Origin of the sequence: Streptomyces sp. NPDC001502, assembly GCF_042894785.1 — a bacterium.
GTDB classification, from domain to species: domain Bacteria; phylum Actinomycetota; class Actinomycetes; order Streptomycetales; family Streptomycetaceae; genus Streptomyces; species Streptomyces kutzneri.
The window spans coordinates 295,101-316,338 of sequence record NZ_JBIAVW010000003.1 but is presented as its reverse complement, the minus strand read 5'-3'; the positions used below and the strand labels follow the sequence as shown (position 1 = coordinate 316,338).

The 21,238-nt window shown below is 72.0% G+C and carries 18 protein-coding genes and 1 pseudogene; 6 read left to right on the top strand and 13 right to left on the bottom strand.

What is annotated here, in order from left to right:
• Positions 1–79 precede the first annotated feature (79 nt).
• From ACFY0D_RS06285 to ACFY0D_RS06275, 3 genes and pseudogenes are all read right to left on the bottom strand, one after another.
• Positions 80–202, bottom strand: a pseudogene (locus ACFY0D_RS06285) (IS5/IS1182 family transposase); the annotation flags it as partial.
• 211 nt (positions 203–413) lie between these two features.
• Positions 414–890 carry a hypothetical protein gene (locus ACFY0D_RS06280; RefSeq protein ID WP_390797237.1) on the bottom strand — a complete coding sequence of 159 codons (477 nt, stop codon included), beginning with the start codon at positions 888–890 and terminating at the stop codon, positions 414–416.
• Positions 891–1,000: 110 nt separating this feature from the next.
• Positions 1,001–1,585 carry a DinB family protein gene (locus ACFY0D_RS06275; protein ID WP_390797236.1) on the bottom strand — a complete coding sequence of 195 codons (585 nt, stop codon included), beginning with the start codon at positions 1,583–1,585 and terminating at the stop codon, positions 1,001–1,003.
• 364 nt (positions 1,586–1,949) lie between these two features.
• On the opposite strand from ACFY0D_RS06275, the gene ACFY0D_RS06270 reads away from it, so the two are divergent.
• Together ACFY0D_RS06270 and ACFY0D_RS06265 are read left to right on the top strand one after the other, a co-directional pair.
• The gene (locus ACFY0D_RS06270; protein WP_390797235.1) at positions 1,950–3,182 is read left to right on the top strand and encodes an FAD-dependent oxidoreductase; all 1,233 of its coding nucleotides are present in this window, start codon (positions 1,950–1,952) and stop codon (positions 3,180–3,182) included.
• 118 nt (positions 3,183–3,300) lie between these two features.
• Positions 3,301–4,524 carry a cytochrome P450 gene (locus ACFY0D_RS06265; protein ID WP_390797234.1) on the top strand — a complete coding sequence of 408 codons (1,224 nt, stop codon included), beginning with the start codon at positions 3,301–3,303 and terminating at the stop codon, positions 4,522–4,524.
• 32 nt (positions 4,525–4,556) lie between these two features.
• Here ACFY0D_RS06265 and ACFY0D_RS06260 read toward each other — a convergent pair whose 3' ends face one another.
• Complete coding sequence (locus tag ACFY0D_RS06260; RefSeq protein ID WP_390797233.1) at positions 4,557–5,237, bottom strand: M15 family metallopeptidase; 681 nt, start codon at positions 5,235–5,237, stop codon at positions 4,557–4,559.
• On the bottom strand, positions 5,234–6,448 hold the full coding sequence (locus tag ACFY0D_RS06255; protein ID WP_390797232.1) for a PP2C family protein-serine/threonine phosphatase: 1,215 nt from the start codon (positions 6,446–6,448) through the stop codon (positions 5,234–5,236). The genes ACFY0D_RS06260 and ACFY0D_RS06255 overlap by 4 nt, the downstream gene beginning before the upstream one ends.
• 327 nt (positions 6,449–6,775) lie before the next feature.
• On the opposite strand from ACFY0D_RS06255, the gene hemC reads away from it, so the two are divergent.
• Positions 6,776–7,708, top strand: a complete 933-nt coding sequence (gene hemC / locus ACFY0D_RS06250; protein WP_390797231.1) for a hydroxymethylbilane synthase — start codon at positions 6,776–6,778, stop codon at positions 7,706–7,708.
• Between the two features lie 536 nt (positions 7,709–8,244).
• Positions 8,245–9,345, top strand: a complete 1,101-nt coding sequence (locus ACFY0D_RS06245; protein ID WP_390797230.1) for a helix-turn-helix domain-containing protein — start codon at positions 8,245–8,247, stop codon at positions 9,343–9,345.
• Positions 9,346–9,430: 85 nt separating this feature from the next.
• Here the strand turns inward: ACFY0D_RS06245 and ACFY0D_RS06240 are convergent, their stop codons facing one another.
• The 5 genes from ACFY0D_RS06240 to ACFY0D_RS06220 all read right to left on the bottom strand — a co-directional run bounded on the left by ACFY0D_RS06240 (position 9,431) and on the right by ACFY0D_RS06220 (position 15,966).
• Entirely contained in the window at positions 9,431–10,849 is a 1,419-nt protein-coding gene (locus ACFY0D_RS06240; protein ID WP_390797229.1) for a serine/threonine-protein kinase, read from the bottom strand.
• A gap of 5 nt (positions 10,850–10,854) precedes the next feature.
• Positions 10,855–11,676, bottom strand: coding sequence for a serine/threonine protein kinase (locus tag ACFY0D_RS06235; RefSeq protein WP_390797228.1), 822 nt, complete (start codon positions 11,674–11,676; stop codon positions 10,855–10,857).
• A 281-nt stretch (positions 11,677–11,957) separates the two neighbouring features.
• Complete coding sequence (locus tag ACFY0D_RS06230) at positions 11,958–13,394, bottom strand: hypothetical protein (RefSeq protein WP_390797227.1); 1,437 nt, start codon at positions 13,392–13,394, stop codon at positions 11,958–11,960.
• 95 nt (positions 13,395–13,489) lie between these two features.
• Positions 13,490–15,007 (bottom strand): peptidoglycan DD-metalloendopeptidase family protein, encoded by a 1,518-nt coding sequence (locus ACFY0D_RS06225; RefSeq protein ID WP_390797226.1) that lies wholly within the window; start codon positions 15,005–15,007, stop codon positions 13,490–13,492.
• Between the two features lie 32 nt (positions 15,008–15,039).
• Positions 15,040–15,966 (bottom strand): alpha/beta hydrolase, encoded by a 927-nt coding sequence (locus tag ACFY0D_RS06220; protein WP_389797632.1) that lies wholly within the window; start codon positions 15,964–15,966, stop codon positions 15,040–15,042.
• A 420-nt stretch (positions 15,967–16,386) separates the two neighbouring features.
• On the opposite strand from ACFY0D_RS06220, the gene ACFY0D_RS06215 reads away from it, so the two are divergent.
• Together ACFY0D_RS06215 and ACFY0D_RS06210 are read left to right on the top strand one after the other, a co-directional pair.
• Positions 16,387–16,950 carry a hypothetical protein gene (locus ACFY0D_RS06215; RefSeq protein WP_390797225.1) on the top strand — a complete coding sequence of 188 codons (564 nt, stop codon included), beginning with the start codon at positions 16,387–16,389 and terminating at the stop codon, positions 16,948–16,950.
• 113 nt (positions 16,951–17,063) lie between these two features.
• A complete protein-coding gene (locus ACFY0D_RS06210; protein ID WP_390797224.1) occupies positions 17,064–17,381 on the top strand; it encodes a hypothetical protein in 318 nt (105 codons plus the stop codon).
• On the opposite strand, the gene ACFY0D_RS06205 is transcribed toward ACFY0D_RS06210, so the two are convergent.
• The 3 genes from ACFY0D_RS06205 to rox form a co-directional block, all read right to left on the bottom strand.
• A complete protein-coding gene (locus ACFY0D_RS06205) occupies positions 17,382–18,131 on the bottom strand; it encodes an SDR family oxidoreductase (RefSeq protein ID WP_390797223.1) in 750 nt (249 codons plus the stop codon). It abuts the gene before it with no gap.
• 142 nt (positions 18,132–18,273) lie between these two features.
• A complete protein-coding gene (locus ACFY0D_RS06200) occupies positions 18,274–19,188 on the bottom strand; it encodes an AraC family transcriptional regulator N-terminal domain-containing protein (protein WP_390797222.1) in 915 nt (304 codons plus the stop codon).
• Positions 19,189–19,494: 306 nt separating this feature from the next.
• Positions 19,495–20,922, bottom strand: coding sequence for a rifampin monooxygenase (gene rox / locus ACFY0D_RS06195; RefSeq protein ID WP_390797221.1), 1,428 nt, complete (start codon positions 20,920–20,922; stop codon positions 19,495–19,497).
• Between the last annotated feature and the right edge of the window lie 316 nt (positions 20,923–21,238).

The window sequence follows — 21,238 nt, the reverse complement described above, 5'->3', positions numbered from 1 at the left end:
GGGTGCCCGGCCGATCATGCGTCTGCTTCATACCCGCGATGTTGAAGGGGCATGGGGCATGGGACGGGTGGACTGAGCCGTTTCGTTCGTGTCGGACGGTGAGGCGGCGGTAGCCGAAGAGCCAGGCGATCGGCCGTTCGATCTTCGAGCGGTGCCGACCGAGGCGTTCGCCGGACTCGATGCCGGGCCGCGCGATGCGCGCGAAGAGCCCGCGCTCGCGCAGCCAGGCCAGGTGCTCCCAGGGTTCATCGGGAACCAGCCGCTTCGACATCAAGTCCCGTCTGACCTGGTCACGTTCGGCGATAATGCCGGGCCGTCTGACCTTTTGCCCACGTCATAGCGGGTGGCGGGGTGCCGGTTCTTCGAGCCGAGTGGCCTGCCGGGGCCGGGCCGGTAAGGCCCGCGCTGGTGCCTTACCCGCCGATTGCGAAGAGCAGTCCCTTTTGATCACTGCTCAGTGACCTTCGTATGGCGTTGACCAGCCGCACCTGCGCCTCGGCAGGTGCCTGCCTGGCCTGCTCGAACTCTTCTGGACTCACCGGGTCACGATGTGGGTCGCGCCCTCGCGCAACTTGGTCCAGGAAGGAGTTGATGGCGCGGCCGAAATCATCGACCTCGGTTGCGACTTCCAGAGGTGCGACCAGGCTTACGCGCATCAAAGCCGCACTCCACTGGCCCCAGTCGTAATCCCAGCCACGCTGGTCGCCGTGCGCCCGCCTGAGTTCCATCGTGAACTTGGCGTAGTGACTGAACAGCTCCTGGTAGGCGACAAGCTGCTGGTCACGTAGCCACTGACGATCCTGAGCGCGACGCGTGACGATACCGCCGATCAGAACTCCCACCGTGGCTGCAAGAGCCCCAACGGCCGTCGTCACCAGCGTGTCCAGCATCAGCCCCCCAGCCGCCCTCAACCTTTGGCGAGATGAACCTACGGGACATCAGTCTTCGGGGACAACGGTCAGCTTCGACAAGATCGGGCAGGAACCCCTTGAAGAACAAGCTAAGCCTTGATTGGTGCGGCCGACCTGGCGGCCTGCTCGATCTTCGCGCAGTAGGCCGCACGGGCTTCCTCGTCGATCTGCTTCTCGTGTTCGGCGCGCAACCCGGTCCGGCCGTCGAGGCCCTCGCGCAGGACATCGGCGTGCCCGGCATGCCGGATGGACTCGCCGAGGACATGGACCATGATGGCGAACAGGTTCGTGTCGGCATGAGGCTCCGGCCACCACGGCACGTGGCCGGGGGCGTCGAGGGGAAGCTCGTTGATCGTCGCGTCCGAGTGTTCCCACGTGCGCTGATAGAACCCGATGATCTGATCACGGGTCTCGTCCTCGGCCGCCCACAGATCGCTGCCGTTGGAGTCCTGCCACCGGGGCAGCGGTTCCGGGGAAGGGCGGTCGAAGACCTCGCCGAAGTACCTGGCCTCGACGGTGGCCACGTGTTTGACCAGGCCGAGGAGGTTGGTCCCGGTCGCTGTCAAAGGCCGGCGGGCGTCGTATTCGGACAAGCCGTCGAGTTTCCAGAGCAGCGCCTTGCGGTCCCGCCGCAGTCTCCCGTGCAGGTTGTCTTTCGCGAATTCATCGATCATGCGGCATGAGCCTGCCATGGGCTGCTCGGGGTCTCAAGATCCCGTACGTGGTCCGCGACGACTGGCAGAGCCGAGGCCTGCTCCAGGGGGCATGTGACGACGGGACGCATGCCGAAGCCCTGTTCGCCGTTGGCGCCCGACGGTTCACTCGCGTTGGTCCGGCTGGTCGGCAGTCGTGCCCCCGCCCTCGGATCGAGGCCGGCGTCAGCGGCTCGTTCCGGCCCCACGTCGCGTCGGTGACCACTCATCGGACAGGCATGGCCGGTCAACCCGGATGGCTCCTCGCCGTTGTCCCCGCCGGCGCCCTGGGTGCGGTATACGTCCTCTGGGGGGTGACCCGATGCCGGTGAAGGGAGTGGGTTGCGTGGAACGAACCACCTGCTGTGTGGTGGGAGGAGGGCCCGCCGGGATGGTGCTGGCCCTGTTGCTGGCCCGGGCCGGGGTGGACGTGACCGTGCTGGAGAAGCACGGTGACTTCCTGCGCGACTTCCGCGGGGACACCGTGCATCCGTCCACCCTGTCGCTGCTGGACGACATCGGCCTGGCGGATCGCTTCGCCCGGCTGCCGCAGCGACGGGTGAGTTCGGTACAGCTGCCCATCGGCCCGGACCGGTCCCTCGTCACGGTCGGGGACATCGGGGCGCTGCGGGGTAAGTACAACTACATCGCCATGGTGCCGCAGTGGGACCTGCTCGACCTGCTCGCCGACGAAGCGGGCCGGGAGCCCTCCTTCCACCTGCGCATGAACACCGAGGCAACGTCCTTCCTGATCGAGCGTGGCAGGGTCACGGGCGTGCGGTACCGGACCTCGGACGGCGGCACGGGCGAGCTCAGGGCCTCGCTGACCGTGGCCTGCGACGGACGCGGCTCGCTGGCCAGAGCGCTGCCCGAGCTGGGGCTGGAGGACTTCCCGTGCCCCATGGACGCCTGGTGGTTCCGGGTGCCGCGCCGCGAGGAGGACCCCAGCGGGCTCGTCGGCGGCCTCGGCGACCGGCTGTTCGTCGCCCTCATCGACCGCGGCGACTACTGGCAGTGTGCGGCGCTCATCCCCAAGGGGTCCGACGCCGGGCGCCGCGCCGAGGGCCTGGAGTCGTTCATGGCGCAGTTCACGGAGGCCGTCCCCTGGCTGGCAGACCGGGCCCATGCCGTCACCTCCTGGGACGAGGTCAAACTGCTCGACGTACGGCTCGACCGGCTGCGCCGCTGGCACCGCCCGGGGCTGTTGTGCATCGGCGACGCCGCCCACGCCATGTCCCCGGTGTTCGGCATCGGCATCAACCTCGCCGTGCAGGACGCGGTGGCCGCGGCCCGCCACCTCGTGGGCCCGTTGCGCGACGGCACCGTAGGGCTCCGGGACGTACGCCGCGTGCAGTACCGGCGCCTGCCCACCACCGTGGCGACCCAGGGGCTCCAGCGCCTCGCGCACGCCAAGGTCATCGGGCCGCTGCTGGCCGGCGGTGACGCGTTCGGGAACCCCCGGCGGGCCAAGCGGCTGACCGAGCTCCTCACCGACTCACGGCGGCTGAACCGGCTGCCGGCCTACTTCCTCGCCTACGGGGCCCTGCGCGAGCGGCCTCCGAGCGAATCACTGCGCTGACCTCGCCTCGGCCCGCCTCCGCCTCACCTCGCCGTCGGAGGCCGAAAAGCGACGTATCGGGATCGTCGGGCCGATAACCTCGCTCCCACAGCGAGGACGACACGCTCCGGGAGGCCTCATGAGTGAGCAGCAGCCGACCCTTCTGCCCTACGCCGACCCCGCCTTCGTCGCGGATCCGTTCCCCCTGTACCAGCAGCTGCGCGAGGACGGCCCCGTGCGCCGCGTCGTCGTCGCGGGTGGCCTGGACGCCTGGCTGGTGACGCGCTACGAGGACGGACTCGCGGCCCTGTCCGACGCCCGCCTCAGCAGCGACGTACGCGACGCCTCGGACGGCCGGATCCTGCGGCAGCTGCCGGAAACGGAACGCGATTCGATGCTGAGCAACATGCTCCGCAGCGACCCGCCCGACCACACCCGCCTGCGCCGCCTGGTCTCCAAGGCGTTCACCGCCCGCCGCGTGGCGGGAATGCGGCCCCGGATCCAGGCCATCACCGACGGTCTGCTGGACGCGGTCGCCCCGGCCGGACATGCCGATCTGGTCGCCGACTTCGCGCTTCCGCTCCCGGTCACGGTGATCGGCGAACTGCTCGGGGTCCCGGTGGACGAGCGCCGCGACTTCCAGCACTGGACCGACCAGATGCTCAGGCGGGGAGCGGAGCCGCCGGATCCCTCCGTCGTGAACGAGGCCTGGCAGCACATGCGCGCCTACCTGACCGGGCTCATCCACGCCAAACGCGCGCACCCCGGCGACGACCTGCTCAGCGGCCTCGTCACCGCCCGCGATGCGCAGCAGCGGCTGAGCGAGGACGAGTTGATCGCCATGGTGTTCCTGCTGCTGGTCGCCGGCTACATCACCACGGTCAACCTGATCGGCACCGGCATCGCCACGCTGCTGGCCCACCCGGGCCAGCTCGACCTGCTGCGTTCCGACCCCGAGCTGCTGCCGGGCGCGATCGAGGAGTTCCTCCGCTACGACGGCCCGGTGAGCCCCGGCATCGCGCGGTTCGCGCGCGAGGACATGGAGATCGCCGGGGTGGCCGTCCCGCGCGGCGCGACCGTACTGATCGGCTCGGCCGTCGCCGACCGCGACCCGAAGCGGTTCCCCGACCCGGACCGCCTGGACATCACCCGCCAGGACAACGCCCACCTCGCGTTCGGGCACGGCATCCACTACTGCCTGGGGGCTCCGCTGGCCCGGCTGGAGGGTCAGATCGCCATCGGTACGGTCCTGCGCCGGCTCCCCGGGCTCGCCCTCGCCACGGACCCGGACGGGATCCCCAGGCGCCCGGGCGGACTACGCGGCCCGGAGAGCCTGCCCGTCACCTTCACCCCCGGCGGCTGAGGCCGGCCCCCTGGCCCGGAATACCGGGCGCCCTAGCCGCCCTGCTCGGAGAAGTGCTGGTAGTCCGGAGGGGTCCAGCGGCCGCCCCAGTACCAGCCGATCTCCCGGAAGGCCCGGGTCACGACCCCGTCGGGGGTGATCATCCCGGGGCGGGTGCGGCCGCGGTCTAGGTGGATGCGGCCGTTCGGGGGATGGCTGGTGCCCCGGACGTCGACGTACGGGTTCTCGACCGGGTTGATGTCGATGGCGTCGCCCCAGGAGTGCCGGGACAGCCGGCCCGGGTCTCCGGTGACCGGCCGGCAGTTGAAGGCGGAGGTGTTGTCGTCGGCCATCGCCGCGGTGTCGCTGCCGCCGTACTCGGCCATCACCCGCATGCGGCGGATCGGGAAGCGGGCGGCGAAGGCCTTTCCGAAGGCCCGCAGGACGGGGGCGACCACGTCCTCGTGGACCACCAGTTCGCCGGTGTGCACCTTGCCGTCGAAGCCCCAGTGGTTCATCCGGACGAGCCTCAGCCGCCCCGGCGGCACGGGGCAGCCGGGGTGGTAGGTGGTACCCAGTTTCTCCGGGGGGACGGCCGTGACGTGCGCGGACAGCGTCTTCACCTCGGGCTCGGGCGCGACCTGGAAGCGCGACTCGGACCTTGCCCCGGTACACGACAGTGCCGTCGCGCACAGGGTGCCGGTCAGGGCGACGCAGGCGAGGCGATGGCTCACCGTTCCACCGTAGGTTCGCCCGGCCCTCCGGGCATGCCGGAGGGGGTGGCTCCAGGGTCGGGCGGGCGGGGGCGGGCCCGGGCGGCGAGTACGGCGACGTCGTCCTCCGCGTGCTGGGCGTCGAGGCCGTCCACGACGGCGTCCACCACCGCGTTCACGCCCGCCCCCACCGGGGGCCGTACGCCCACCAGCCGGGCCAGCGAGACGTCGATGTCCTCGCCCCGCCGTTCCACCAGCCCGTCGGTGAACATCAGCAGGGTCTCCTGCGGGGTGATCGCGCGCGTGACGGCTTCGTAGCCGCCGATGCCGGTGCCCAGCGGCGGGCCGACCGGGACGTCGACCAGCGAGGCCGAGCCGTCCGCCCCGAAGACCGCCGGCGGCAGGTGGCCGGCACTGGCGAACATCGCGACGCCGCGCGCGGGATCCACCCGTACGAGCAGGCAGGTCGCCGGCCTGCGGGCCGCGTCTCCGGCGGCCAGGACGTCGAGCTGGCGCAGTACGCGGTGCGGGGCGAGGTCCGTCGACGCCACGTCGCGCAGGGTGGAGCGGTACGCGTTCATGTCCACGGCCGCGTCGAGCCCGTGGCCCATCACGTCTCCGACCACGAGCAGGGTGCGGCCGTAGTGGAGGCGGATCGTCTCGAACCAGTCGCCTCCCACCAGCGCCCGGGGGCCGGCCGGCAGGTAGCGGCTGGCCACCTCCAGGTTGGGGTGCGGCCGGCCCGGCTCCGACACGAGCGCGCGCTGGAGGTGCGAGACGGTGTCCTCGGTGGCGGCCAGCTGCCGCGCGTGCCCCAGGTGCACCGCCGCCAGCCGGGCCGCGAAGTGGACCGTCGCCGCCTCGTGGTCGCCGAACCCCGCGCGGGCCCGTACGGCGGTCAGCATGCCGTGGACCTGTTCCCCGTCCGGCAGCGGGACGGACAGGACGTGGACGGGCACGCCGCCCGCGACCGTCGCCCACTCGGAGAGCTGATGGCCGCCGTCCGACGCCCGTACCGAGGGCGCTGCGCCGGCGCCGGCCGTCAGCAGCCCGACGGATCCCGCCGTCGCCACGCGGCGGGAACCGCCGTCCTGCGCCAGGAGATCCACGGCGACCGCGTCGCACACGTTCCGGGACAGGAAACCGGCCAGTTCCCGGCAGGTGGTCACCGCGTCGAGGGTCGTACCGATCTGCCCGACGGCGGCCTCGGCCGCCCGGACACGTGCCCACAACCCCTCGGGCCCACCCGTAGGCCCGGTGGGCCTCCCGCCACGCTCCGGCAACGGACCTCCTCGCCACGGACCGCCGAAGCAGCCATTCCAGCAGGAGTACCGGTCACAGGCACGCGCGCCGCGCCCCGCGGTCGCCGGGCACGCGGGCCTTCGGAGGCACGGGCGGGATCCGTCGACGTCTCACGCCGTCAGGTCCGGGGAGCACCGGGCGTGGCGCGCCAGGTCCCTCGAACACGTGCCCGGGGCGGTCAACTTCCCTGCCGCGCTAGGGCGATGGCCCCCGGCTCCGGTGCCCGCCGCCTGGGCCCGAGGGCGTATCGTGCCCGCATGCCCGCTGATCCGATTCGTATCGTCTCCCGCGATTCGCCGATGGCCCTCGCCCAGGTGGAGCGCGTCCGCGCCGAGCTCGCCGCACTCCACCCGGGGATCACGACCACCGTCCTGCCGGTGAAGACCACCGGCGACAAGTGGATGGGAGACCTCTCCCAGGTCGAGGGCAAGGGCGCGTTCACCAAGGAGGTGGACGCCGCGATCCTGGCCGGTGAGGCCGACCTCGCCGTGCACTGCGTCAAGGACGTCCCGGCGGACCGCCCGCTGCCCGCCGGAACCGTCTTCGCGGCGTTCCTGGAACGCGACGACATCCGCGATGCTCTGATCCACCCGGAGGGACTCACCCTCGACCGGCTCCCGCCCGGTACCCGCATCGGGACCTCCTCCGTGCGCCGGATCGCCCAGCTCGCCGCCGCGTACCCGCACGTGGAGTGCGTACCGATGCGCGGGAATGCCAACAGGCGTCTGGAGAAGCTCGCCGCCGGTGAGGCGGACGCGCTCCTCCTGGCCGTCGCCGGCCTCCACCGCATCGGCCGCGCGGACGCCATCACGGAGGTCGTTCCGGTGGACACCCTGATGCCGCCGATCGGCGCCGGCGTCCTCGCGCTCCAGTGCCGGGAGGACGACGCCGACCTCATCGACACCGTGAGCGCCCTCGGCCACCCGGACACGCACCGTGAGACGGTCGCCGAGCGGATGCTCCTCCATGTCCTCCAGGGGCACTGCAACAGCCCGATCGCGGGGTACGCGCGGGCGGAACGCGGAGGGGATCTGTCCCTGCGCGCCTGCGTGTTCTCGCCGGACGGCAAGGAGGTGCTGAACGCGCACGAGTGGGCGGGCCGCCTCGACCCGGCCACGCTCGGCACTTCCGTCGCCGTCGCCCTCCTCCGGCAGGGCGCCCGAGAGCTGATCGACAGCATTCCGCACTGACCCCGCCCCCGTGCGGGTCGGTAGGTCCGGACGAACCCGCCGTGTGCCGACGGCCGGGCCCGGCCCGCCTCGGCAACCCGGCAACCCGGTACCCCGGCACCCCGGTACCCCGCACTGCCCAGACCCCCGTCCGGGGCAGTGCGTTCACCGGGGCCCGGCCGGCATCACACCGGGCTCGGCCCCGGCGCGGCGGGCAACCGCGCCGGGGCCCGCACCAACGCGGCCAGCGCGAAATCGTCTCGGGTCAACTCCACGGACACTCCTCGTAGAACGGGTCACTGGCAGGTCCCCCGCAGGGGAAGTCGCCTTCGGACAGCGGCTCTTCGGTGCGGTGCACCCGGCCGACGGCCCGGCTGTCCGTACCCCGCGAGAACGATCACCACGCTACGGCCGCGCGAACCGCCGGGCCCAGGGCAGCTCGCGCCAGCCAGGGGACCGTCCGCGCCACGGGGGGACATTCCACGCCGAGTTGGGGACATCCGGCGCCAGACCGAGCGGATGATCTGGTGATTTCCGCTGGTCTATGCTCAGCCCCTGTGATCACGCAAGCACACCACGGAACCACCTCCTCCGCCATCACCCGGCTGAGCGTCACCGCGGCGCGCCTGTTCGGCATACCCGCGCACGGGTACGCGCACCTGCCGGGCCTGGCACCCGAGCACCTCGACGACGACCTGTGCCGGACACCCGCGGCCACGGGCATCCGCATCGCCGAGCTGACGACCGTGCGCGTACCCTGGCCCGAGCTGTCCCTGCTGCTGGCCGAGCAGTCGGGCGTCGGCACCCTCGGCGTCTGGGACTACCTGATCACCTCGGCGCCCACTCCGCTCGAAGGCATCCGGGACGCCGCCGCCTACCTGTCGGTCGTCGCCGACCCCGGCACCGACACCTTGCGGATCACCGAGGACGGCGAACAGATCGTCATCAGCCATGTCAACGCGGCGGATCAGGGCTACGAGCCGGCCTGCGCCATCCGTGCCTACGCGCTCGGCCTGTACCAGCGGCGTCTCAGCGCTGCCGCGCGGCGCTCCCTGGTCCCCCTCCGTGTCACCCTGGCCGCCAGGACGCCCCGCCGGCACGACGCCCTGATCGAGCTGTACGGCACCCGCACCATCGAGTTCGAGGCCCCGAGCAGCTCCCTCACCTTCCTCGCCTCCGACCTGACCGGGCCGACACCGCACGCGCAGCCCGGCCTGTCGACCGTGCTGCGAAGACACGCCGACCAGAGCCTCGCCGCCGCGGTCCCGCTGCACAACTGGCTGGACCTCTTCCGCACCGCGCTGGCCTCCGTCCACGACGAGAGCGTTCCGACGCTGCCCGCGGTGGCCCGGCGCATGGCCGTCAGTACGAGAACCCTCCAGCGCCGCCTCGACGAACACGACACCACGTGGAGCAACGAGGTGGAGGCCGCGCGCCGGGACCACATCACACGACTGCTCCACGGCACTGACCTCAGCGTCTCCGCGATCGCCGCTCGCAGCGGCTACGCCGACGCGCGCGCCCTGCGCCGGGCGGTACGGCGCTGGTACGGCACGACGCCCGCCGTTCTGCGCCGGACCGGGCGGCCGGGCCTGGCCGGCGCGTCCGGGGAGCCCGCGCCGGAAAGCCGCGGCCCGGTGGCGCGGCCCGCGACATGATCGGCCGCATGGGCGACGCCGGGACCGGCGGCGCGCCGCCTGCCTCCCTCGCCGTGTGACCAAGAGGCCAGAAAGTTGGGCTGACCTAACTCTCCGCGGGCGCCGGGCATCGCGGGAGTTCCGGGCGGTCCTTCGTCCGTACGGCCGGCAGCCACGCCCTGGCGTCCGGGTCCGGGCCTGGCAGACGGACCCTGAACCAGTGCGTGGACTGCAGGTCCGACTCGTCGACGACGGCCTCGCCGCGCAGCAGTTGGCAGTCGGTGTCGAGGACGTCGGCGTGCCAGACCCGGGTCGGTACGACGTTGCCCGCGGTGTAGGGCCGCAGGGGGTCGACCGCCAGGCCGAGACTGCACCGCGGGTCCCGGTCCGCCCGGTCCTGGCAGGCCCGTTCGGCGTTGAACACCTGGATCCGGCGGGGCGGTTCCTCGGCCGCCTCCCCGGCGGTGTACGTCCAGACGGCGGAGGAGACCGCCCCGCACACCACCACGGCGAGGAGGGCGGCCCGCGCCGTCCGCCCGAGGCGGACCGGCCGGATCCGGCGAGCCGGCCCGGGCTCACCCGCCCCGTGGTCGGTGATCCGCTCCAGCAGGCTCGCGGCGGTGTGCGCGGCGCGGGCGGCGTGCGTCGGCGCGAGGCAGTCGGCGGCCAGCGCCCGCCAGAACTCCGGGATCCCGTGGGCCATGCGCAGCGGCGCACGCCCCGCCGCGTACTCCTGAACGGCGGCTCCGCGTGCCACCGGGGTGGCGCCGGGGAACAGCGGGGCGCCCGAGGCGAAGACCTCGTGGATCACGATGCCCAGGGCCCAGATGTCGGCGCTCGGACGGATCTCCACGCCCTGCTCCCCCAGCTGGGCCTTCCAGCGCTCGGGCGGGAGGTAGTCCAGGGTGCCCATCGGGGGCGCGTACCCGTGCGTACCGGTCAGCTCGGTGGCGAGCCCGAAGTCGGCGAGCTTGACCGAACCGTCCGCGCCGACGAGGACGTTCTCGGGCTTGAGGTCGGCGTGCACCCAGCCGACGCGGTGCAGGTGGGCCAGTCCCTCGCAGATCCCGGCGATCAGCCGGCCGCCTTCGGCCTCGGTCACCCCGGAGTCGAGGAGGTCCCGCAAGCTGCCCGTGGCCCGCTCCATGACCAGCACGACGGCCCCGTCCAGGGCCGGGTGGTCCGGTGCGGTCAGGACGGTGCTGTCGAGCAGCCGGACGAGCCGCGGGTGTCCCGCGCGGACTCCGATCTCGACCTCGCGCCGGGCGGCCTCGGCCACGTTCCGGGCCTGGCGCGGGGCGAGTCCGGCGGTCGGCATGATCTTCAGAGCGACCTCCGCGGGCTCCCCTCGCGCGGCTGCGGCCCGCGCCGCGCGCTCGTCGGCCCGGCGGCCGGCGTAGACCGTGGCCCAGCCGCCGGCCCCGATCGGTTCGGTGACCGCCCAGTCGCCCACCCGGTGGCCCCGGGGCAGCAGTTCGGTGTGGCTGCTGCCCCACGGGGCGCCCAGGCCCTGCACCCGCGTCACGTCGCCTACCGCCCTCGTGCGCCCGATTCGGCCCGGGGCGGCAGCAGCGGGAGGTGCTCCTCCCGCACGATGCCGAACCGCAGGGCGATCCCGACGACCGCGTCCCGCTTGCCGTTCCGGCGGTCCGCGGCGCCGGTACGGGTACCGGCCTCGGGTGCGGCAACGGCGGCGGCCGGGACAGCGATCCGCAGCTTCTCGTCGGCCAGGTAGTCGATGTGCGAACTGACCGCGCGTGCCGTCAGCCTGCCGCCGGTGGCGTGCCCCCGCAGACGCTCGACGACCTGCGGGGTGGTGGGCACGGAGACGGGAGACCGGTCGCGCAGCCAGGGCTCGCAGAGGGCGACGAGTACCAGGAAGTAGGTGGCCGTCTCGTCCAGGGAGTACGCCGTCACCGTGCGGCCGGCCCCACTGCCGCCGGTGCCGGGCGGATCCAGGTAGACGTGGTCGGGGGCGAACACCTGGAACGAGACCGTGGTGCCGCGGCGCGTGGGCAGCACCACCCGGGCGAACTCGAAGGGGATGGGCGCCCCGGCCCGTCGCGGCGACACCCGCAGGTACTCGCCGGCTCCCTCCGGGTTCTCCACGAGATAGCTCTGGGTGGTGCTGTGGTTGGTCAGTTGCCAGTGGTCGTCGGTGACCCGGATCTCCCCGGCCAGCCGGGAGATCGCCTCGTCGGCGAGGCGTAGCTCGACCGGTGTGGTCGAGGATCCGCGCCCGAACCGTGCGACCTCGCCCGGCCCGAGCCTTAAGGTCACCGCATCGCCGCCCGGCTCCCCGTCGGCGGTGCCGCCGCTCCCCTGCGGCAGATGCACGACTATGCCGCTCACCGTTCCCCCTGTCCGACATGTTGACAAGACGTCGGACTGGGAACGTTACCGGCTGCAAGCGCGGCTGCACGGTGGGACATCGGCCATTTCCGCAGGCGCCCCGCGGTGGCTTCAGCGGCCGGGAAAGCCTGGCCGGAGCGGTGCGACCGGGCGGTCACCGAAGGCGTTCCACGGGCGCCGGGCGCCGCTCGGCCGTTCCCGCAGGCGGGTGCGTATCCGGCCATCGGCGGTGACGCCCGAGGACTGGGCGAAGGCCTCCAGAGGGATCTGCGGTCGGCGGGTCAGTTGACGGCGGGGCCGGCCGTGTCGCTGACCCAGGCCCAGTCGGACCAGGTGGAGAAGCCGGTCTGCCACCTGTGGAACACACCGGCACTGCTGGTCCCGAAGACCTCGATGCGGCCGTCCGCATTGGTGGTGGCGGTGATTTCCGTTCCGCCGCCGCCGAATTCGGTCCACGGGCTGTACGGGGCGTTGACTCCGGTCTGCCAGGCCTGCACGGCCGTGGTGCCGTTGATGGCGAAGACCTCGACACGGCCGTCGGCGGTGCGGTCGCTGGTGAGCTGGGAGCCGGCCGGGCCTCCGGAGGGTTCCCACTCCGACCAACCGGTCGCACTCGTCTGGTACTTGTGGAAGACACCCACCGGTCCGGAAGCGAAGACCTCCAGGCGGCCGTCGGCGTTGTGGTCGACGGTGAGGTCGTGTCCACCACCCCCGAAGGTCTCCCAGGAAGACCAGCCGCCGTTGACGGCCGTCTGGTACTGGTGCTGGAAGGTGTCCCCGTTGACCGCGAACACCTCCAGCCGCCCGTCAGCAGACTTCTCCATCTCGATACGGCCGAGGGCCGGTCCACCGCCCGTCGGCTCCCACTCGGACCAACTGCCATTGGGCGCACTCTGATACCTGTGGAAGATCCCGGCCGGACCCGAGGCGAACACCTCGATACGACCGTCCGCATTGGCACCCGCCGCAATATCCCGACCGCCGCCGCCGAAGGATTCCCACCCGGACCAGCCACCGGAAGGCGCCAGCTGATAACGGTGCTGGAACGTGCTGCCATTGATGGCCAGGAGTTCGAGCCGGCCGTCCGCGTTGGGTGAGAGGGCGAGCTCGGCGTTGCCCGGGCCGCCCAGGTTCTCCCATGCGGACCAGTCGCCGTTGGCGGCCGTCTGCCAGACGTGGTGGACACCGTCCGCGCCCGCCGCGAACACCTCCAGCCGGCCGTCCGCCGACCGCGCCGACACCACCCGGCCCGACTCCACCGGATGCACCACCGGAGCGGGACCGGGTCCACCCGGATGTCCGAGCCGCGCCACCGCCGCGCGTGCCTCGTCCATGTGGCGCCAGTGGTGCCCCCGGTTGTACGTCGACCACGGCTGCCAGTTCGTCCCGCCGGAGGAGATGCGGAACGCCTCGTTCGCGTTGCACTGGGCATCGTAGGCACAGGCGTTGGTGACATCGGGGTGGTAGAAGTCGTTGATCTGCCACAGCCCGCGATCGGTCGACCCCTCGGCGTCCACGTTGCCCTGCCGGTTGGACGCCCCCGGATTGCAGCTGGACTCGGCCAGTGCGATCGCGACGGCGAACTCCAGCGCCTCGCCCCGCCAGCCCGCGCTGTAGCCGACCTGGGCGCAGAGGTCGCTCGGGGCAGCGTACGCGGGTGAGGCTCCGGCGACCAGCCCTGCGGCGACGAGCAGCGAGGCCAGGGCCGAGGCGGCCAAGCGGTGGCCGGTGCGCCGCCGTGGCGGTGTCGTTCCGAGGTGTGAGGAGCCTTGAGTGCTGGACAACCGCTGCCCCCTTCGGGCGTGGTGTGGGGTCAGTTGACGGCGGGACCGGCGGTGTTGCCGACCCAGGCCCAGTCGGACCAGGTGGAGAAGCCGGTCTGCCACCTGTGGAACACACCGGCACCGCTGGTCCCGAAGACCTCGATGCGGCCGTCCGCATTGGTGGTGGCGGTGATCTCGGTGCCGCCACCACCGAAGTCGGCCCATTCGCTGTAGGGCGCGTTGACTCCGGTCTGCCAGGTCTTCATGGCCACGCCGCTGGTGATGGCGAAGACCTCGACACGGCCGTCGGCGGTGCGGTCGCTGGTGAGCTGGGAGTCGGCGGGGCCGCCGGAGGGTTCCCACTCCGACCAACCGGTCGCGCTCGTCTGATACTTGTGGAAGACACCCACCGGTCCGGAAGCGAAGACCTCCAGGCGGCCGTCGGCGTTGTGGTCGACGGTGAGGTCGTGTCCACCACCCCCGAAGGTCTCCCAGGAAGACCAGCCGCCGTTGACGGCCGTCTGGTACTGGTGCTGGAAGGTGTCCCCGTTGACCGCGAACACCTCCAGCCGCCCGTCAGCAGACTTCTCCATCTCGATACGGCCGAGGGCCGGTCCACCGCCCGTCGGCTCCCACTCGGACCAACTGCCATTGGGCGCACTCTGATACCTGTGGAAGATCCCGGCCGGACCCGAGGCGAACACCTCGATACGACCGTCCGCATTGGCACCCGCCGCAATATCCCGACCGCCGCCGCCGAAGGATTCCCACCCGGACCAGCCACCGGAAGGCGCCAGCTGATAACGGTGCTGGAACGTGCTGCCATTGATGGCCAGGAGTTCGAGCCGGCCGTCCGCGTTGGGTGAGAGGGCGAGCTCGGCGTTGCCCGGGCCGCCCAGGTTCTCCCATGCGGACCAGTCGCCGTTGGCGGCCGTCTGCCAGACGTGGTGGACACCGTCCGCGCTCGCCGCGAACACCTCCAGCCGGCCGTCCGCCGACCGCGCCGACACCACCCGGCCCGACTCCGCCGGATGCACGAGGGGAGCGGGACCGGGGCCGGGGCCCTGGCCGGGTGTGCAGGGCATCTCCACCCCGCGTTCCGCGAGGTAGGGGACGGGGTCGGTGCGGATGCTCGTGTTCGCGTCGGCCCAGACCCGCAGGTGGAGGTGGGGGCCGCTGGACTGGCCCTCGCTGCCCATGAGAGCGATGCGCTGTCCGGCCGTCACACGGTCGCCGACGGCGACGTCCCGCTGCTGCATGTGCCCGTACTCGGTCACCGTCCCGTCGCCGTGCCGGATGCGGATCCACTGGCCGTAGCCGGGTTCGTAGCCCGAGATGGTGACCTCGCCGTCGCCCACGGCGTGGATCGGGGTGCCGTAGTCGTTCGCGATGTCGATGCCGTTGTGCGCCTGGCTGTAGTACTGGGATATGAAGCCGGACGTCGGGCACGAGGCGGCGAACCCGGCGGGCCGGGCCGCGGCCGTGGACGGGGCGACCAGCGCCGGCAGTACCGCGGCCGCCGCCGACAGAACCAGTACCGACACACGTCGGGACATACCGAGAAGCACGTGACGTTCCTCCCCCTGGGTCGTCGGGCCGGTCAGGCCTTGCGGAGCCGCGCGATGATGCCGTTGATGTCGTGGTCCAGCAGGTCGTGGCGGACGAAGTGACCACCGGGCACCTCGTGCGACTCGTGCGGGATCCCGGCGCGGTCGAGGAGGCTGCGGAACTCCCGCTGGCCGGCGAGCACCTGGGTCTCGTTGGCGGTGTCGAACCAGCTGATGGGGTCGGGACTGGTGCCCGCGACCAGGAAGACCCGCTTGTTGCGGTAGCTCTCGATGCGCTGCACCGGGTTGTCCGCGTTCACCCGCGCCTCGTCCCACAGCGGCGCGCCGTAGACCGTACCGCCGCCCAGGTCCAGGGCCGCGGAGGAGAGGTTGGCCCAGTGGGTCACGAGGCCGTTGTCGCGGCGCATGCTGGCCGGGCCGGAGTGGGCGCTGACCGAGGCGAAGTGGCCCCAGTACTTGGCGGCGTACTTCAGCGCGCCGAAGCCGCCCATCGAGAAGCCGCCGACGGCCCGGCCGTCGTACTCGGCGAAGGTGCGGAAGTTCGCCTCGACCCACGGCAGCAGCTGAGCGATGTGGAAGTGTTCCCAGTTCCGGGGACCGACGTTGGAGCTCACCGGGTTGGAGTACCAGCCCGCGTGGCCGCCGTCGGGCATCACCACGATGATCGGCTTGCCGGCCGTCCAGTCACGGATGCGCTCACGGTCGAAGGTGATGAAGTCCTGGTCCGTGCCCCCTCCGTGGAAGAGGTAGAGGACGGGATAGGTGCGCCCGCTCCAGTGGTAGTCGTCGGGGAGCAGCACGTTCACCGCCGGGTCCCAGCCGATGGCGTCGGTGTCGAACCGGTAGTACCACATCCGGTGGTCGTTCTCGTTGCGGTCCACGATGCGCAGGCCGAAGCCGTCACCGACCGCGGCGGCCGGGGAGGCCGCCGACAGGACGCCCCCGGCGCCCAGGGCCATCGCGGCCGAGAGCCCGCCGGCGGTCTTGAGGATGTTCCTGCGGGTGGGGTGGTTCGCGGCCAACGGGGCCTCCTGGTCGCAAGGGTGCGACGCCGGGCGGTGGCTACGGACCCGGCGCGCAGCGGTGTGGGCTGGCGGTTGGGAACGTAGCAACGGGGCCCGGGACCAGGGGATCCGGAACATTGCGGAATGACAGGCGGGCGGGGCTCGGGTAGGGCTGGTCCAGCTGGGACGGGCCCGGTGCGCTGGGGTGCGCTCGGCGGGCCCGGTGCGCTGGGTAGGCTCGGCGGGCCGGGCGGGCTCGGTGTGCTGGGCCGTCCCGTGCGGATCTCGGCGGAGGGGTGCTGCCGTGTCGTCCGTACGGCGCGCTGCCCGCCCGCCTGCGGGGCGGCGCCGCCGGCCCGCCCTACCGTAGGCGGCATGGCCCCTGACGAGACGCCCCCGGCCGGGTCCCCCGGAGGCGCCATCCCCGGCGCGGACGACGAGCAGGCCTTCGATCGCGATCCGCGCTTCGCCGCCGCGCGGCTGAAGGAGCGTCTGTACGCGACGATCACCATGATCTCGGTGGTGATCGGACTCGCGGGCTCGGATCACATCAGCGCCCCCGGAGCCGCCGCGACCGTTGTGACCGCCGCGGTGGGCCTCTGGCTGGCCGCGCTGGTCGCGGACCAGCAGGCCCACCGTGTCGTCCACGGCCGGCTGGCGACCGGCCACGAGCTGCGCCGCATGCTGTCCGTCAGCAGCCCTCTGCTGCTGTCCGCCGTGGGACCGCTGGTCCTGATCGGTGCGGCGGCGCTCGGGGTGATGGCGGTGGACACCGCCCTGCTGGTCTCGGCCGGGGTGAGCGTCGCCGGGCTGTTCACCTGGGGCTGGTACGGCGGCATCCGCATGGGTGGCGGCACGGGCCTGGCCCTCCTGGCCGGCACCCTGGACGCGGCCATCGGCACCGCGGTCGCCCTGGTCAAGGCCGCTGCCGGCCACTGATCGCCGCCACCGGCCCGCCCGGGAGTCCCCCCGCTGCGGCGAGTGCGCGAGAATCCCGGACCCGCCGTAGCGTGGAAGCATCAGAGGCACTCCGTGGTGAGGGGCGATGCGCCATGACCTGGGCTTCGTGGACGACGACAGGAGTCTTCGCCGGACGAGGCGGAGTACGCACCGAGGAGGCGGGAGTCCTCACGGGCGACCTGACCGTGCACACCACCTGGTCGAGCCCGGAGGCCCATGTGGCGGTGCAGTACAGCGGCGGCTCGGACTGGTTCACCGTGACCGGCAGTCCGGTGCGCTGCGAATCCGAGGAGTTCAGCCGCCTCCTGCATCAGACGGTGGTGGACGCCGTACGCGCCGACGGGGCCGCCACGGTCCCGCAGGACCTGCCGGCGGAAGCCCACCGGGTCCCGCGCGCGCCGGCTTCCTGATCACTTCGCCTGGGCGAGCCGGACTGCGTCGGCGCCGGCCGGGAAGCGCAGCTGGCCGGTCGTGTCGTGGGCGGCCCGCCACACGGTCTCGGCGACGTCGCTCTCCCTGGTGTACAGGTCCTGGCCCGTGAACTCCTCCATGACCTTCTTCGCGAAGGCCGCGTAGGGCGCCGGAACCAGTGCGTCCGGCGACTCGCCGTGCGTCGCCCTGTGCGCGAAGTTCGTCGTCAGGCAGGCGCCGGGCTCGACCGTCTTGGCCTGGACTCCGAAGGGCGCGAGTTCGAGTGCGAGCGATGCGGTGAACCCCTCGACGGCCATCTTGCTCGCCTTGTAGACGGCCGAGAGCGGCATGTGGCCCAGCACCACGCTGGAGGTCACGTTGACCACCACGCCGGAGCCTCGCTCGCGGAACCCGGGCAGTACCGCCTGCGTCATCGCCATCACGCCGAACGTGTTGGTCTCGAAGACCTCCCGCACCCGGGCCATGGGGGTGCCTTCGAACACGCCGATCGAGGGGACGCCCGCGTTGTTGACGAGGACGTCGACGGGCCCCGCCGCCTTGAGCGCGGCGCTGATGCTCCCGGGCTCGGTCACGTCGAGTTCGACGACGCGGAGCCGGTCCGACTCGGGCAGGACGCCCGCGCGCGGCGTCCGCATGGTGGCGATGACGTTCCACCCCTGCGCGTGGAAGTAGCGGGCGGTCTCCGCCCCGTAGCCGGAGGAGGTACCGGTGATCAGAACGGTCTTCATGATGTGCCCCTCGCGATGTGATGGGATCCGCGGCGGACAGGCATTTTCCTGCTCCACGGAAGAACTTCTGATCCCATTGAATCGCTCTGACCTGCATAAACAGTAGAACTATCCTCGCCTCTCCTTGCACGATCCTCTTCCGTCAGGGCAGGGCGACGACGGGGATCGGGGCGCGTGCGGTGTTCCGCAGTCGGGCCGCGTCCCGGCTCGGGGGTGCGCCGAACTGGCGGCGGTACTCGCGGCTGAACTGCGACGGGTTGTCGTAGCCGACGCGGTGGCCGACCCCCGTGACGTCACCCGGGTGCGTGGCGAGCAGCAGCCGGGCCTCCTGGAGCCGGATCTGTTTCTGGAACTGGATGGGGCTCATCGCGGTCACCGCCTGGAAGTGGCGGTAGAAGGCGGACACGCTCATGCCGGACAGCCGTGCCACGTCCTCGACGCGGAAGGGCTCGGTGTAGTGCTCGCGGATCCAGCGCACGGCCCGGGAGACGTGGCTGAGGCCGCTGTCGGCGAGGCCGAGCTGGCGCACCGCCGCCCCCTGCTCGCCTGTGATCAGACGCCACAGGATCTCCCGCTTGACCAGCGGGGCCAGCACGGCACGGTCCCGGGGTTCGTCGAGCAGGCGCAGCAGCCTGACCACGGCGTCGAGCAGGGCCGGCGGGGCGTCGCTGACGGCGATCCCCGACGGCGCGGCGCCCGAGCCGGTACGGGGGGTGTCCCCGGGACCGGCCTGCAGCAGCAGTTCGGCGACGGCGGACGGTTCGAGCACGAGGCCGAAGCCGAGGGCCGGCCGGTCGGGGGCGGCCTGGGTGAACTGCCCGGTGACCGGCAGGTCGACGGATGCCACCAGGTACTGCCCGGCTCCGTACTCGTAGACCCTTTCGCCCAGCGCGAGCCGTTTGGCGCCCTGGGCGATGACGGCCAGGACGGTGCCCGACATGGAGGGCGCGGGCGGATCCGGCCGGTCGACCTTCGAGATCAGGACGCCGTCGACGGCAGTGGTCCAGTCGGGGCGGGCGTGCCGCGCCAGCAGGGTGCGGAGCTCTTCGAGGCACATGCGTCCATTGCAGCACCCTTTGGCTTCCTGCCTCCCAGGAACGCGAGGATCATGCAAGAAGCAGCGCGCATCGTTCTACGTTCTCGCAGGTCGGGGCGTTGACCGGATCAGCCCTCTTTCTTCCCTCCCTCCGTCATGACCCGATCGTGAGGGGAGGGCCCAGCCGACGGACAGCCGCCGTGCCGGGCGCGGCCTCTGGTTCACTGCCATGCACTTGTCCCTGGGATGTCGGTTGTCCCTGGGATGTCGGTCTCGGACGGCCGTGCTCGCCGCGCATGGCCGAGAATGACCGACGCGCATCAGAACCTAGGGGGTGGCCGCGCCGAACCACGTGGGCAGCCGGTCGATCAGATCCTGCTGGTCGTCGCCGACCCACGCCACATGGCCGTCCGGCCTCAGCAGCACCGCGGGCACCTCCAGTTCCTCGCTGACGTCGACGACGTGATCGACACGGTCGGCCCAGCCCGCCACCGAGAGCCGGCCGGTCTGGTCCAGCAGCAGGCCGCGGCCGCCGTGCATCCGCTCGTAGAGGCTCCCCCGCTTCAGCACGATGTCCCGCATCCGCCGGCCGAGCAGTTCGTGGCCCTCGCCGAAGTCGTAGCGGAGCCCGATGGCTGTGATCTTCTCGATCAGGTACCGGTTGACGTTCTCGAACTCCATCAGCTCGGACAGCAGCCGGCGCACGGCCTGGGCGCCGGGCTCCGTGGACATCAGCTCCATCTGCGCACGGGTGTTGTCCAGCACGGCGGCGGCCGCCGGATGCCGTTCGGCCTCGTAGCTGTCCAGCAGCCCCTCCGGAGCCCAGCCGCCCACCTCGGCCGCCAGCTTCCAGCCGAGGTTGAAGGCGTCCTGGACGCCGAGGTTGAGTCCCTGGCCGCCGGTCGGCGGGTGGATGTGCGCCGCGTCGCCGGCCAGCAGCACCCGGCCGACCCGGTAGCGCTCGGCCTGTCGGGTGGCGTCGCCGAACCGCGACAGCCAGCGCGGTGAATGCGCGCCGAAGTCGGTGCCGCCGACGGCCCGCAGCCGTTGCTTGAACTCCTCGAAGGTCGGCGCGACGGCCCGGTCCGCCGCCACCCCCTCGGCGGGCACGACGACGCGGTACACCCCGTTCCCGAAGGGCGCCGCGCCGAACCGGAGCTGCGTCTTGCGCACCTCGGCCATCACGGCGGCCAGCGTCTCGGGCTCCGCGGTCAGCTCCATCTCGCCCAGCAGCGTCTCGACCCGGGAGGGCTCGCCGGGGAAGCCGACGCCGAGCAGCTTGCGCACCGTACTGCGGCCGCCGTCACAGCCGACGAGATGGCGCGAGCGCAGCCGCGTACCGTCGGCCAGCTCGACGCTCACCCCGTGCTCGTCCTGGCTCAGCCCGACCAGTTCGCAGCCGCGCCGGATCTCGGCGCCGAGCTCGGCGGCGCGCTCGGCCAGCAGGCGATCGGTGATCGTCTGGGGGATGCCGAGGACGTACGAGTGGGCGGTGTCCATCCCGTCCGGCCACGACGTGCCGAGGCCGGCGAAGAAGCCGCCGACCTCGTAGCGCCGGCCGTGCGCGAGGAACCGGTCCAGCAGGCCGCGCTGGGCCATCACCTCGATACTGCGCACGTGGAGGCCGAGTGCGCGGACGTACGGGGTCGGCTCCGTCTCCTTCTCCAGCACGAGCACGTGCACACCGTGCAGCCTCAGCTCGCAGGCCAGCATCAGACCGGTCGGTCCACCGCCGGCCACGATCACGTCAATCATCAAGATCCCCCATTCGACAAGGTTGCGTCTCGCCAGCCGCTCCGCGTCCCGCGGACCCGTACGCCGGTATGGCCGGACGTACTTCGCGAATCCCTGATTTCTGCAGGTGCTGGCTTCGATGGGTGATTCTGCGGCACGACAGGGGTCTTGCCGCAAGGCCCCCGGTGCGCTATACCTTGAGAGTGGCAAGGAGTGAGTGACCTCCTTGCCTTCTCTTTTTTGCCGTCCGCTGTGACCGCCCGGCGGGGGATGTGGTGCCGGAACGGCGTGGGCCGGGTGGACGGAACGCGGCGGGGGCGACCGCCCTGTGGTCGCC

Coding starts and splice junctions, on each gene's coding strand:
- ACFY0D_RS06220 (WP_389797632.1), bottom strand. CDS start 15,966: ATGGCCCTGGGCGCCGGGGGCGTCCTGTCGGCGGCCTCCCCGGCCGCC.
- ACFY0D_RS06200 (WP_390797222.1), bottom strand. CDS start 19,188: ATGTGCCTCGAAGAGCTCCGCACCCTGCTGGCGCGGCACGCCCGCCCC.
- ACFY0D_RS06205 (WP_390797223.1), bottom strand. CDS start 18,131: ATGAAGACCGTTCTGATCACCGGTACCTCCTCCGGCTACGGGGCGGAG.
- hemC (WP_390797231.1), top strand. CDS start 6,776: ATGCCCGCTGATCCGATTCGTATCGTCTCCCGCGATTCGCCGATGGCC.
- ACFY0D_RS06215 (WP_390797225.1), top strand. CDS start 16,387: ATGGCCCCTGACGAGACGCCCCCGGCCGGGTCCCCCGGAGGCGCCATC.
- ACFY0D_RS06210 (WP_390797224.1), top strand. CDS start 17,064: ATGACCTGGGCTTCGTGGACGACGACAGGAGTCTTCGCCGGACGAGGC.
- ACFY0D_RS06280 (WP_390797237.1), bottom strand. CDS start 890: ATGCTGGACACGCTGGTGACGACGGCCGTTGGGGCTCTTGCAGCCACG.
- rox (WP_390797221.1), bottom strand. CDS start 20,922: ATGATTGACGTGATCGTGGCCGGCGGTGGACCGACCGGTCTGATGCTG.
- ACFY0D_RS06275 (WP_390797236.1), bottom strand. CDS start 1,585: ATGATCGATGAATTCGCGAAAGACAACCTGCACGGGAGACTGCGGCGG.
- ACFY0D_RS06265 (WP_390797234.1), top strand. CDS start 3,301: ATGAGTGAGCAGCAGCCGACCCTTCTGCCCTACGCCGACCCCGCCTTC.